Origin of the sequence: Duganella zoogloeoides, assembly GCF_034479515.1 — a bacterium.
Taxonomy (GTDB): domain Bacteria; phylum Pseudomonadota; class Gammaproteobacteria; order Burkholderiales; family Burkholderiaceae_D; genus Rugamonas; species Rugamonas zoogloeoides.
In genome coordinates this window covers 4,512,711-4,525,778 of record NZ_CP140152.1, presented here as the reverse complement: position 1 = coordinate 4,525,778, position 13,068 = coordinate 4,512,711, and the positions used below count along the sequence as shown (strand labels likewise).

The following is a 13,068-nucleotide window of genomic DNA, read 5'->3' as shown; positions in this document are numbered from 1 at the left end:
GGTCGCTCAATATGGCTGCGCCGGCTTGACCTTCCTCAACCGGACGGGTCAACTTGGCGCAAGCGCTGGCGTTAGGGAGTGTGCAGGGTGCGATGGTCGCTCCTGCATCAACCCTAACGGAGAATGTCATGTTGAAGAAACTCATGCTCGTGGTCGCAGCGCTGGTCGCCACGATGAACTTTGCTTTCGCCCAGGTGGACGTCAACAAGGCCGACGCGGCCGCGCTCGACAGCGTCAACGGCATCGGCCCGGCCAAGTCCAAGGCCATCCTGGAAGAGCGCAAGAAGGGCGAATTCAAGGACTGGAGCGATTTCCAGCAGCGGGTAAAAGGCGTGGGCGAGAAGAATGCGCTCAAGCTGTCGGCGGCGGGGCTGGTGGTCAATGGCAAGGGCAAGGATGGCGCGGCAGTGGCGGGCGGCACGCCGGCCAAGCCCAAGGCTGCGGCTAAATAAGTCGCTACTATGTGCTTCGTCATTCCCGCGCAGGCGGGAATCCAATTGCGCGTACGCCGCCGTTGTCATCAAAGCCAACACTGCGCACACAAATTGGATCCCCGCCTGCGCGGGGATGACGGCTTTGCGGTTGGCGCAAAGAGCTACATCAAATGGCTTCTATGAAAATCTCCCGCATCCTCCACGCCGGCTACGTCTTCGAGTCCGGCGGCACGCAGATCCTGTTCGACCCCATCTTTGAAAACCCGTTCAGCCGCAACTGCCACGCGTTTCCCGGCGTCCGTTTCGACCTCGACCAAGTTAGGCAGCTCACGCCCGACGCCATCTTCATCTCGCACTTCCACGACGACCACTGCTCGTTCGACAGCCTGCACCTGCTGGCGCGCACCACGCCCGTGTACATGTACTGCCTGTTCGACGAACTGTTCGCCATGCTGCGCGAACTCGGCTTCAGCAACGTGCAGTCGCTGGCGATCGACCAGCCGGTGCACGTGGGCGGGTTCGAAATCATCGCCCGCCGCGCGCTCGACGACGAAGTCGACTCGATGTTCCACATCCGCGCCGAGGGCCTGAATGTGCTCAACGTGGTCGATGCGTGGATGGACCCGCAAACGCTGGAACAATTGAAAGGCTACGCGCCGTGGGACATGGTGCTGTGGCCATTCCAGACCATGCGCGAAGTGGACGTGATCGCGCCGGGGCGCGCCTGGCGCGATCAAGCGGCACCGGGGCTGGCGGCAGCATGCGCGCCCGTGTCAGTCGGCGTGCGCGCAGCGCCACCGCCTGCCACGCCGGCGGTGGCGCTGCCTGACGAGTGGCCCGAGCAATTGCAGGCACTGGCGCCGCGCTATGTGGTGCCCAGCTCGTGCCAGTTCGTGCAGGAGCCATGGTCGTGGTACAACCACGCCATGTTCCCGATCACCTACCGCCAGTTTGCCCAAGAGGTGGGCGCCTGGCTGCCCAATGCGCAGGTAGTGCGCATCAATCCCTCGGTGGCGTTCGAGCTGACCGCGCAGGCGTTGACACCGGTCGCGCCGTTGCCGTGGGTGCTGCCGGTGGGCGACCAGGATGTCGATTTCGAGTACGACCCGGCCATCACGCCGCCACCGACCGCCGCCATCGCGCGCCGCTTTGCCGCGCTCACCGCCGAGCAAATGGCGCTGGTGCAGGCGTTCTGCCAGCGCGGCCTGCTGCAAAAATATGAAGAGATGGAGCTGCCCGACGACAGCTATTTTATCGCGCCGCGCATCTGGCAGCTGACGGTCTACGACCATGACGGGGCAGGGCAGAGCTTCCGCTTCCGTATTCACGGTGACAGCATTGAGCATGATTGTATCGAAGCCAGCCGAATCGAAAGCGACGGGGGCGAAGGCGATAGTACCGAAAGCGATCGCATCGAAGCCAGCGGCATCGGCGCCGGCAGCATCGAGGTCGATCGTATCGAAGCCGCGAGCGTCATGCCGGATGATGCGCAGCTTCAGGGCTGGACCACCGAAATCCCCGCCGCCAAGCTGTACGCCGGCCTGGCGCTGGGCGAGTCGCTGACGTCGATGTACGTGCGCATCGCCGGTGCGCCCGAGGATGCCGATATCGCCGACGACCCGCTGATCCGCTGCCTGTTCAACGACGCCTTCGGCGCATACCAGGCCGCGCAACTACGACGCCTCAAGGAAACTGCATGAAACGACTCACGCTGGCCTTGGCCACCACGCTGTTCGCACTGGGCGCAGCTGCCGCCCAAACAGTCGCCTTCACGTTTGACGACGGCCCGCGCCTCGAGCAAACGCCGTTGCTGTCGCCGCAGCAGCGCAACCAGGCGCTGCTCGACGCGCTGGCCGCGCACCACGTATCGGCCGCGCTGTTCGTCACCTGCGGCAACGGCGCCAATGAGCCGGCCGGCCTGGCCCTGGCGCGCGCCTGGGGCGAAGCCGGCCATGCGGTGGGCAACCATACGATGACGCACCCGGACCTGAACAGCACCACCGTCACGCTGGCGCAGTATCAGCAGGAAGTGCTCGACTGCGACCGCATCATCGCGCCGCTGCCCGGCTACCAGCCGTGGTTCCGCTACACCTATCTGCGCGAGGGCAACACGCCGGAAAAGCGCGACGGCATGCGCTCCTTTCTCAAGCAGCATGGCTATCGCAACGGCTACGTGTCGCTCGATACCAGCGACTGGCGGCTTGACGACAAGCTCAATGAGATACTCAAAGCCAATCCCAAGGCCGACGTCACGGTGATCCGCCAGGCGTACCTCAACCACCTGCGCCAGCGCGCCAACGCCTACCGCGACCTGTCGCGCCAGCACGAGGGCCGCGATATCCCGCAGGTAATCCTGCTGCACCATAATCTGGTCAACGCGCTATGGCTCAGGGACGCGCTCGCGCAGTTCAAGGACATGGGCTGGACCATCATCCCGCCGGCCCAGGCGTTTGCCGATCCGTTTTATCAGCAGCAACCGGACCGCCAGGTTCCGGGCCAGAGCCTGATGCTGTCGGTGATGCGCAGCAAGGGCATCAACCGCTGGCCGGGCTGGGAGCGGCTGGTCGACGATGGCGATTACGAAATCGATGTGATCAAGGCCGCAGGACAGTAAGCAGGCGTTAAACGTCTCAATGATCGGGCCAATGTAGCCAGCCAGCGGCCCGGCGGCTTACACCGCCGCAGCTGGCGCTGATGCGGCGATGGCTGCCGGCTCGGCCGCCAACGCCCGCTTGTCCGCCGGCAGATTAGCCAGGAACTGATGAATCTGCGAGACCACCGCAGCACCTTCGCCCACGGCGGCTGCCACGCGCTTGGTGGAGGCGGCGCGCACGTCGCCGATGGCAAATACGCCCGGCACGCTGGTTTCCAGCGCTGCGCGGCTGGGCAGCTCGCGCGGATAGACGCCGTTTTCGAAGTTGGCGCGGCATTGCGCCTTGGCGACATCGAAACCGGTCCGGATGAAGCCGTGGTCGTCCACGTCCACGCCGCAGTCGCTGAGCCACGCGGTGTTGGGATCGGCGCCGATGAACAGGAACACGCGGCACACATCGTAGTCGGTTTCCTGTTCGGTTTTGGCGTTGCGCACGCGGATCTGTTTCAGGCCGTCGTCGTTGCCTTCCAGCGCCACGATTTCGCTGTGCGTGTGCAGCTCGATATTGGGCGTGGCTTCGATGCGTTCGATCAGGTAGCTCGACATGGTGGCGGCCAGACTGTCGCGGCGGATCAGGATGTGCACCTTGGATGCATGGCCCGACAGGAATACGGCAGCCTGGCCGGCCGAGTTGCCGCCGCCGACCAGCACGATTTCTTCCGAGCGGCACAGCTTGGCCTCGATCGGCGACGCCCAGTAGTAAACACCCTTGCCCTCGAACTGCTTGAGGTTGGCCAGCGACGGCCGGCGGTAGCGCGCGCCGCACGACAGCACCACGGTGCGCGCCTTGAGCTTCTGGTAGCTGCCGCACATTTCCACTTGCAGCGGCCAGGTGTCGCAGATCAGGCGGCCGGTGGGCGCCGGGATGGCGATCTCGACGCCGAACTTCTGCGCCTGCACGTACGCACGGCCTGCCAGCGCGCCGCCCGAGATGCCGGTGGGAAAACCCAGGTAGTTTTCGATACGGGCGCTGGCGCCCGCCTGACCGCCGTAGGCGCGCGTTTCCAGCGCCAGCACCGACAACCCTTCGGATGCGGCATACACGGCGGTCGCCAGGCCGGCCGGACCGGCGCCCACCACGATCACGTCCCACACCTTGTCTTCGCTCAGTTCGGGCAGCATGCCCAGGCAGCGGCCCATGTCCACCACGGTGGGGTTTTTCTTGATGGCGCCGTCGGGGCAGACCACCAGCGGCAGGTCGTCGCCGCTGGCCTGGTGCAGGGCGATCAGGTCGGCCGCGCGCAGGTCTTCGGCCGGGTCGATCACGCTGTACGGGTGGCCATTGGCCGACAGGAAGCTTTGCAGCGCGTGTACCCGGCCCTGGCTGCGCGCGCCGATGATGGTGGGGCCGCCCGAGTTCTGCTCGATCAGGCCCACCCGGCGCAGGATCAACGCCCGCACAATGCGCTCGCCCAGGTCGGCATGCGCGACCAGCAAGGCGCGCAGCGATTCCGGCGGCACCACCAGCACCTCGGTGGTGCCGGCTGCGTAGCCGTTGGCCAGCGGCGAGCGGCCCGACAGTTGCGCCACCTCACCGGCGAACTGGCCGACGGTGTGGGTGATGAACAGCAGCGGGTCGTCGAGGCCGTTGGTGCGGTACATGGCGATCGCACCCTTGAGCACCAGCATCAGGCCATAGCAGGTTTTGCCTGCTTCGATCACCGGTTCGCCGTCCTGGTACGTGCGCGCCTGGCCGAACCGCAGCATGTGCTTGATGTCGCCGGGGCTCAGGGTAGGGAAGATCTGGTAGCCGCGCTTTTCCAGGTCGAGCGTGGGAGCGGACGCGGTAGCCGTGGCCGTGGAAGCGAGGGCGTCGTGCGTTTCTGCGGCGATGGGGTCGAGCGGGGAGATGGCCATGATGTGGAAAGAAGTGGGTGCGCCGGGGTGGCGATTGGATGGAAGTCTAGCGCAAGGCGTGGCGTGCGTGTGAAGAGTTGGCGCGCCTTGACCTTTCGGGAGGGGCCATCGTGGTGCTTGCAATACACGCAAGCCCAACTCGGATTAAAATGGCTGTTCTGACGCACTCACCGACAAAGAAAACGATGGCTTACAAGACTCTGGAAGATACGATCGGCAATACGCCGCTGGTGCAGCTGACCCGCCTGCCGGGCGCCGAGGCGGCGGCACGCAACAATATCATTTTGGGCAAGCTCGAAGGCAACAACCCGGCCGGTTCGGTCAAGGACCGCGCGGCCATGTCCATGCTCAAGCGCGCCGAGGAACGCGGCGACATCAAGCCCGGCGATACGCTGATCGAAGCGACCAGCGGCAACACCGGCATCGCGCTGGCCATGGCGGCCGCGCTGCGCGGCTACAAGATGCTGCTCCTGATGCCGGAAAACCTCAGCGTGGAACGACGCCAGAGCATGGCCGCCTACGGCGCCCAGATCATGCTCACGCCCAAGACCGGCGGCATGGAATACGCGCGCGACATGGCCGAGCAATTGCAAAAAGACGGCAAGGGCATCATCCTCGACCAGTTCGGCAACCAGGACAATGCACGTGCCCACTACGACAGCACCGGCCCCGAAATTTGGCGCGACACCGAAGGCCGCGTCACGCACTTCGTCAGCGCCATGGGCACCACCGGCACCATCATGGGCGTGTCGCGCTACCTGAAAGAGCAAAACCCGGGCGTGCAGATCATCGGCGCCGAGCCGGAAGAAGGTTCGTCGATACCCGGCATCCGCAAATGGCCGGAAGCCTACCTGCCGAAGATCTACGACCGCACGCGGGTGGACAAGGTGGAATCGGTTTCGCAGGCAGCAGCCGAACGCATGGCGCGCCGGATGGCGGCGGAAGAGGGGATTTTCTGCGGAATTTCGGCAGCGGGCGCCTGCGAGATCGCACTGCGCCTGTCGCAAACGGTGGAGAACGCGACGATCGTGTTCATCGTCTGCGACCGTGGTGACCGCTACCTGTCGACCGGTGTGTTCCCGGCCTGATATAGAACGTTGATGCAGAAACTTAAAGCAAACAATCCCGCGCCCCTGGATAAGGGGCCGGGATGATGTGACGACCGGGGTGAATTAACCCTGGCTGCCCGAACCGGAATCGACCGGATCTTTCGGTTTGAACTGTTTGTCGCTGATGCGGAACTTGTTGCGGCGATCGCCCATCAAGTAACGCAGGTCGCGAATGCTCAGATCGCTCACTTCGTGCATGCGAATCAGCAGCGAGGCGCCGACCGGCAGACGGTGGTGACGAATTTTCGAGATCACCGGCGGCGCAACTTCCAGCGCGCGCGACAAGGCCGCATCGTTTTTCAGACGCAGGTTCTCGATCAGGGTATCGAGCAGGCGGTTGGGATTGTATTGCAGCAGGTCATCGCCATCCGCATCGTTGTTCATATCTATGCCGACTTGGTTTGTCATGATTTCGTCTTTTCCTTCTGTAAAGTTGTCCTGCTAAGTACAACACTCGGAGCTCGCTTTGCTGCGTAATGTTCTTCCTTACTCAGGAAAATTCACACACGGACGGAATTCCGGGATAAAAAGTTTCATAATATATACACAATTATACAACATCGCGCCATATAATACTCAGCAGCAATTAAAAAAAGCTTTGCGTGTGTGATCTTGTTGTCAAGATGCAACATTGTGTGAGAATTATACACCGCTTCTTGTGCTAAGCTTCGGTGCCCACATCATATTAGCAACTAAACTTAATTGTAAGGCAATTCTGTTGGTGTGCAGGATATTTTTTTGCCGTGCTAAGTTAGTTGTCGCACGGAAGATAATTTCTATTTAGTAATTAAGATAGTGCTCTCAAGAACTTGTCTCAAGAGCATTTACGCTTCCTTACATCCTTATAGACCAGCCCCTACAGCGCCGTTATTGCCACGCGCATCCTTGATCGCCTGTCCCAGGTCCACGACCGACATCGCATAGAAGTAGCTGCGGTTGTATTGGGTAATGGCAAAGAAATTCGGATTGGCAGCCCAATATTCGGTCGCCTCGCCACCATTTTGCAAGTCTACCAGGCCATACAAATTCTGATCCGGCAATGCTACTGTGGGGACGACACCCGCTGCCGACAAGTCCTGCGGCTTGTATTTTGCCGTCAACCCCTGTTGCAATAGCGGCTCCCAGGCGCGGTTAGCCGAGACTTTGACCGGGTAGGCGATCGGCCCCGTTACCTGGCGCTGCCAGCCATGGGCGGCCAGGAACGACGCCACGCTGCCGACCACGTCGGTGCTCGAACCGAGCAGGTCGATCTTGCCGCTGCCATCGAAATCGACCGCGTATTTCATCGCGCTGCTGGGCATGAACTGCGGCATGCCCATGGCGCCGGCAAACGAACCGAGCATCGAAAGCGGCTCGAGGCCGTCGGCGCGGGCGAACAGCAGCGCCGCTTCCAGCTCGCTTTTGAAATACGCCATGCGCGCTTCGCGCGTCGGGCTCTCGGGATAGGAAAACGCCAGCGTGGTCAGGGTGTCGAGCACGCGGAAGCGGCCAGTGATGCGGCCGTACACGGTTTCCACGCCGACGATGGCAACGATGATCTCGGCCGGCACGCCGTACAGCGATTCGGCGCGCGCGAGCGCTTCGGCATTCTCGTTCCAGAACCGCACGCCGGCGCTGGTGCGCACCGGATCGACGTTCAGGGCGCGGTAGGCCTGCCAGTTTTTCGGCTTGCCCGGCGGCGCCGGTTTGACCAGTTGCACCACCGAGTCCAGGTAGCGCACCTGGTTGATCACGGTGTCGAGCTCCTTGCGGTCGAAACCGTTGCGGATGGCAACGTCATCGAGGAACGTCCGCACTTCCTTCCACTCGCCGAAGTTGACGTATTCGCCGACGTAATCGGTGCCGGGCTTGGGCGCGGGCTTGGGTTCGGCCTTTTTCTTGGGCGCGGTTTTCTTGTGCTGCGACGGGGGCAGCTTGTAGCCGTAGCGGTCCACACCTTGCGCATGGACGCCGGCGGCGCAGGTCAGCAGCAGGGAGGCCAGCAGGGGAGCAATCAGAGGTTTTATCGGCATAGGGGTAACAGTGTTTTAAGCGTCGCCAGCGACGCTGTACGTGATTCGGTATCGGGCGCGGCGTATTTGAGTGTCCCGTACAGTAACAAAAACCGGTCGGCGGCGGCGTGCTGTTCCGCACTTGCCGGCCGCGTGCGCAGGCGGGCGGCATACGCGGCCGGGCCTTCGTCCGGCTGGCGCGGGTCGCCATGGCGCGCTTGCCGCCGGCAAAAGGCATCGTACAGGACCTCGAGCGGATCGGCCGCGCGCCGCTGGCGCCGCCACTGCCACAAAGCCAGCAAGCCGGCCACCAGCAGCGCTGCCAGCGCCGTGCGCCAGGTGAGCAACAATCCGCCTAATTCTGCAAGGAAACTACGCTGCCTCTCGGGATTGTAATCGAGGACGTATTGATTCCAAGCATTATTGAGTGCCGCATAGCGGAATCTGAACGCTGCCAGCCACGAATCGGGATCGTTTTGCAGCGCGAACAGGGGATTGAAGCCCACCGGCGCCGGCAGTGCACGCGCCAGGTTGCGGGTCACGCGCTCCGGCGCCACGGCTGCGGTGGGATCGACGCGCAGCCAGCCCCGGCCCGGCAGCCAGATCTCGGCCCAGGCATGGGCGTCGGACTGGCGCACGGTCAGGTAGCCATCGACGGGATTGCGCTCGCCGCCCTGGTAGCCGGTGACCACCCGCGCCGGCACGCCCATGGCGCGCATCAGCACCACGTAGGCGCCGGCGTAGTGTTCGCAAAAACCGGCACGGCTGGTAAACAGGAAGTCGTCCACCAGGTCGCGTCCGCCCAATGGCGGTTGCAGCGTGTAGCTGAAGGCTTCGCGGCGGAATTTGTCCAGTACCTGCCGCGATAATCCAGCGCCGTCTTGTTGCGGTGAATCTTGCCGCAGTTGCCGCGCCAGCGCCAGCGTGCGCGGGTTGAAGCCGGCCGGCAGCTCCAGCCAGCGCACCAGGCTTGGCGGCTGCGCATTCGCCTGCAGCGCGTAGTCGGTGTACGACGTCACGCTGTAGCGTGCGCGGCGATTCACCGGGGTGGTGGTGAAGTATTCCATCTCGTCCGAATCGCGCACGCCGTAGCCCGGCATCGCCACTTGCGGACCGCCCAGCTCCAGCACCGCCAGCCAGCGCTGGCCGCTCGGTTCCATGGTGATTTCCTGGCGCACCGGCGCGCCGCGCAAGGCGATGGCAATGTCTGGGCGCTGCACGCCGCGCAGGCGCGGCACGCGGGTCCAGGTGCTGCCGTCGTAGGCGCCCAGCACGATGCTGCGCCAGTACAGCTGGTGCTGCGGCGGCTGCGAACCCGTGAAGCGCACGCGGAACGCCACCTCCTCGGACTGCGCCAGCGACGACAGCGTGCCGGGCGCCATGCTGTCGGACAGGCCGGTGCGTCCGGCGGCGTCGCCGGGCATGCCCCACAGCGGCCCCTGGATGCGCGGGAAAACGATGAAGATCAGCACCGCCAGCGGCGCGGCCAGCGCGAACAGCCGCGCCGATAATTTGAGTCTTTGACCCAGCGGCGGCACCACGCCCGTGTACTGAAACGTTTGCAGCGCGGTGAGCAGCACGATCAGCGTGGCCACCATGAACAGCGCGGTGGGCATGCTTTGCGAGTAAAAGAAATTCGTCAGCAGGACGAACAGCGCCAGGAACACCACCACGAACAGGTCGCGCCGTGCGCGCATCTCCAGCAGTTTAAAGGCCAGCAGCAGCGCCAGCATGGCGACGCCGGGATCGCGTCCCACCACGGTGCCGTAGCTGGCGTACACGCCAGCCATGCTGGCGACCGACACCGGCAGCAGTACCCGGATCGACGGCATGCGCCGGCCGCGCCAGGTGAGCACCGCGCGCCACAGCAGGATTGCGCACACCGCCAGGCTGTTCCACAGCGGCAGGTGGCCGAAATGGGGAACCAGCACCATCAGCGCGGCCACCAGCAACAGCAGGGTGTCCGATTTTTCGCGCGGCAGCTGTTGCAGGCGGTCGAACACGGCCGGCTTCATGCGGGACCTTCGTAGAGCGCCAGCGCGCTCAGGCAGGCGGCGCGGTGGGCGTCGCCCAGCGCCGGGCCGTACGACGCGGCGCCCAGGCGCAGGCTGTAGGGCAGGGCGCGCAGTTCCGCTTGCAGCACCCATTGCGTCATGCGCGACAGGCGCAGTTCGAGGCCCAGGTGGGCCGGCAGTTCGGCGAAATCGAGCGCCAGTTCCGCCACCGCGCCGCCGTCGAACTGCTTGGTCACCAGCTGGCCGCCCAGCGCCGGATCGTGGCGCGCGATCTGGCGCCAGGCCAGGTGCCGCATCGGGTCGCCCTGCTGGTAAGGGCGGATGCCGGCGAAGTTATCGAGTCCCACGGCACCGTGGCCGTCCTCGCTGGCGGCGCCGTGCGAGGGCAGCGGCGGCGCCGGCGTTTCGGGCGCCGGGTACACCAGTATCGCCAGCTCCAGCTTCGGCCGGGCCGGCTTCCAGTACGACCAGGCGCGAAACAGCCCGAGCGGAAAACTGGTGGCCAGGCGGATGCGCGGCGCGGCCAGCCAGCCCCGCGCGGGCGCCGGCGCCGACAGCACGACAGCACTGGTGGCGCCGGCCGCCACATCGGTCGGGTGGGGGGGCGGCGGGGAAACCGCGGCGGACGCGGCGGACTTCCAGCTGGCGTCATCGTCAAAGCCGATAACGATTGCAAAGCGGTCGCGCCGGGTGGGATTGTGCAGCTGCACTTCGAACTGCGCCTGCTCGCCTGCAAACACCGGCGCGGCGCGGCCGGCCGTCAGCTTCAGCGCCACCAGGTTGCGGGTGGTGAGGAACATGTCGGCCACCGCGCAGGCGCCGGTGAAAAAGGTCAGCGCGAAGCCCAGGCCCAAGTTGTAGTTGAGGGCGCCGATCAGCATCAACAGCAGCAGCACGGCAAAGCCCAGGCCGGGGCGGGTGGGCAGGATGTAGACGCGGCGCGGGGTGAGCGTGATGCCGGTGGCGGCACCGGAGTCGCCCCGGTCACGCCTGACCAGCCAGCGTTCGCGGCGGTGGCGGTACCAGGCCTGCAGTTGCGCCCGGGCTGCCATGGCCGCTACACCGGCACCGATTTTTGCCATTGCAGCACCAGGTCGCGACTGGCCAGCGCTGTGCCGTGCGCGACCTTGACAGGCCGCAGCCGGTGCGCGCATACGGGCGCCAGCACCGCCTGCACATCCTCGGGCAGCACGTGGTTGCGGCCTTCCAGCGCGGCCCAGGCACGCGCGGCCTGCAACAGAGCAATCGCTGCGCGCGGACTGAGGCCCTCGGCGAACATGCCGTTCTGGCGCGAGGCGGCGGCCAGGCGCTGCACGTAGTCGGCCAGCGTGGGCGCCACGTGCAGGGCGCGCAGCGATTGCTGGGCCTCTGCCAGTTCGTGCGACGTCATTGCCGCCGGCAGGGTCTTGAGCAGCGCGCGGCGGTCTTCGCCGAGCAGCAGCGCGCGTTCGGCGGCGGCGTCCGGGTAGCCGAGCGAGAGGCACATCAAAAAGCGGTCCAGCTGCGATTCGGGCAGCGGGAAGGTGCCGATCTGGTGGGTGGGGTTTTGCGTGGCAATCACGAAGAACGGCGCGGGCAGTTCGCGCGTGACGCCGTCGGCGCTGACCTGGCGCTCTTCCATCGCTTCGAGCAGGCCGGACTGGGTTTTCGGGGTGGCGCGGTTGATTTCGTCGGCCAGCAACACTTGCGTGAAGATAGGGCCGGGGTGGAACACGAAACCGTTCTGCTCGCGGTCGTAGATGGAAATGCCGTTCACGTCGGCCGGCAGCAGGTCGCTGGTGAACTGGATGCGGTTGAAGCGCAGCCCCAGCGAAATGGCCAGCGCGTGCGCCAGCGTGGTCTTGCCCACGCCCGGCACGTCCTCCACCAGCAGGTGGCCGCCGGCCAGCAGGCAGGCCAGCGCCTGGCGGATCTGCAAGTCCTTGCCGACGATGATGCTGGCTACCTGCCGTGCTGCTTCGTGCAATTTTGTGTACATGATATGTGGTAGATTAGCGCATAGAAAGCATGGAACAGCCGGGTACCTTGATACAGCTGATTCTATGCGAGAAACTGCGCCGGAGACACAAGAGAGTCATGACCACCGCCATTTACAGCCATCCAGACTGCCAGCGCCACGACATGGGCGACTGGCACCCCGAGTCGCCCGCGCGGCTGCAGGCGATTTCCGACCAGTTGATCGGCTCCCACATCAGCGACCTGCTCGACTACCGCGAAGCGCCGCTGGTCGCTGCCGCCGACCTCGAACGCAATCACACCCGCAACGCGATTGCCATCATCCGCGACAACGTGCCCGAGCCGGGCGACACCTATCCGCTCGACGGCGACACCTCGCTCAATGCCTGGAGCTGGCTGGCGGCGCAGCGCGCGGCCGGCGCGGCGGTGGCGGCCACCGACGCCGTGATCGACGGCGAAATCGACAACGCCTTCTGCTCGGTGCGCCCGCCCGGCCACCACGCACGCGCGATGGAGCCGATGGGCTTCTGCCTGTTCAACAACGTGGCGGTCGCCGCCAAGCACGCGCTCGACGCGCGCGGGCTAGCGCGGGTGGCGATCGTCGATTTCGACGTCCACCACGGCAACGGCACCGAAGAAGCGTTCCGCGACGAGCCGCGCGCGCTGATGGTGAGCTTCTTCCAGCACCCGTTTTATCCGTACAACGAGCCGCTGCCGATCACGCCCAACCGCGTCAACGTGCCGGTGCCGCTGGCGTCGAAAGGCGACGACGTGCGCCGCATCGTCACCGAGCAATGGCTGCCGGCGCTGCACGCGTTCAAACCCGAGATGATTTTTATTTCGGCCGGCTTCGATGCCCACCGCGAGGATGACCTCGGCGGCATGGGCCTGGTGGAAGCGGATTATGCGTGGATGACCGAACAGCTGATGGAAGTCGCCCGCCTGTATGCCAGAGGGCGCATCGTCAGCTGTCTGGAGGGAGGCTACAACTTGTCCGCCCTCGGTCGCAGCGTGGTCGCGCACCTGAAGGCGCTGGCCGAGATTTAACGGCCT

The 13,068-nt window shown here is 64.9% G+C and carries 11 protein-coding genes; 5 read left to right on the top strand and 6 right to left on the bottom strand.

Features of this window, described 5'->3' with window-relative positions:
* The first annotated feature begins 128 nt into the window (after positions 1-128).
* From SR858_RS19985 to SR858_RS19975, 3 genes are all read left to right on the top strand, one after another.
* Positions 129-452, top strand: coding sequence for a ComEA family DNA-binding protein (locus SR858_RS19985; protein WP_019921785.1), 324 nt, complete (start codon positions 129-131; stop codon positions 450-452).
* Between the two features lie 161 nt (positions 453-613).
* Entirely contained in the window at positions 614-2,134 is a 1,521-nt protein-coding gene (locus SR858_RS19980; RefSeq protein WP_019921786.1) for an MBL fold metallo-hydrolase, read from the top strand.
* Complete coding sequence (locus SR858_RS19975) at positions 2,131-3,048, top strand: polysaccharide deacetylase family protein (RefSeq protein ID WP_019921787.1); 918 nt, start codon at positions 2,131-2,133, stop codon at positions 3,046-3,048. Before SR858_RS19980 ends, SR858_RS19975 begins: the two co-directional genes overlap by 4 nt.
* Before the next feature lie 57 nt (positions 3,049-3,105).
* Here SR858_RS19975 and SR858_RS19970 read toward each other — a convergent pair whose 3' ends face one another.
* Complete coding sequence (locus tag SR858_RS19970) at positions 3,106-4,944, bottom strand: FAD-dependent oxidoreductase (protein ID WP_019921788.1); 1,839 nt, start codon at positions 4,942-4,944, stop codon at positions 3,106-3,108.
* A 185-nt stretch (positions 4,945-5,129) separates the two neighbouring features.
* On the opposite strand from SR858_RS19970, the gene cysM reads away from it, so the two are divergent.
* Positions 5,130-6,032 (top strand): cysteine synthase CysM, encoded by a 903-nt coding sequence (gene cysM / locus SR858_RS19965; RefSeq protein WP_019921789.1) that lies wholly within the window; start codon positions 5,130-5,132, stop codon positions 6,030-6,032.
* 84 nt (positions 6,033-6,116) lie between these two features.
* On the opposite strand, the gene SR858_RS19960 is transcribed toward cysM, so the two are convergent.
* The 5 genes from SR858_RS19960 to SR858_RS19940 all read right to left on the bottom strand — a co-directional run bounded on the left by SR858_RS19960 (position 6,117) and on the right by SR858_RS19940 (position 12,037).
* A complete protein-coding gene (locus SR858_RS19960) occupies positions 6,117-6,461 on the bottom strand; it encodes a hypothetical protein (RefSeq protein WP_026637273.1) in 345 nt (114 codons plus the stop codon).
* 434 nt (positions 6,462-6,895) lie between these two features.
* Positions 6,896-8,065 carry a lytic murein transglycosylase B gene (gene mltB / locus SR858_RS19955; protein WP_019921791.1) on the bottom strand — a complete coding sequence of 390 codons (1,170 nt, stop codon included), beginning with the start codon at positions 8,063-8,065 and terminating at the stop codon, positions 6,896-6,898.
* Entirely contained in the window at positions 8,056-10,059 is a 2,004-nt protein-coding gene (locus SR858_RS19950; protein ID WP_019921792.1) for a transglutaminase family protein, read from the bottom strand. Before SR858_RS19950 ends, mltB begins: the two co-directional genes overlap by 10 nt.
* Complete coding sequence (locus tag SR858_RS19945; protein ID WP_019921793.1) at positions 10,056-11,111, bottom strand: DUF58 domain-containing protein; 1,056 nt, start codon at positions 11,109-11,111, stop codon at positions 10,056-10,058. Before SR858_RS19945 ends, SR858_RS19950 begins: the two co-directional genes overlap by 4 nt.
* A gap of 5 nt (positions 11,112-11,116) precedes the next feature.
* A complete protein-coding gene (locus tag SR858_RS19940) occupies positions 11,117-12,037 on the bottom strand; it encodes an AAA family ATPase (RefSeq protein WP_019921794.1) in 921 nt (306 codons plus the stop codon).
* A gap of 98 nt (positions 12,038-12,135) precedes the next feature.
* Here SR858_RS19940 and SR858_RS19935 point away from each other — a divergent pair, with 98 nt between their 5' ends.
* Entirely contained in the window at positions 12,136-13,062 is a 927-nt protein-coding gene (locus SR858_RS19935; RefSeq protein ID WP_019921795.1) for a histone deacetylase family protein, read from the top strand.
* The last annotated feature ends 6 nt before the right edge of the window (positions 13,063-13,068 follow it).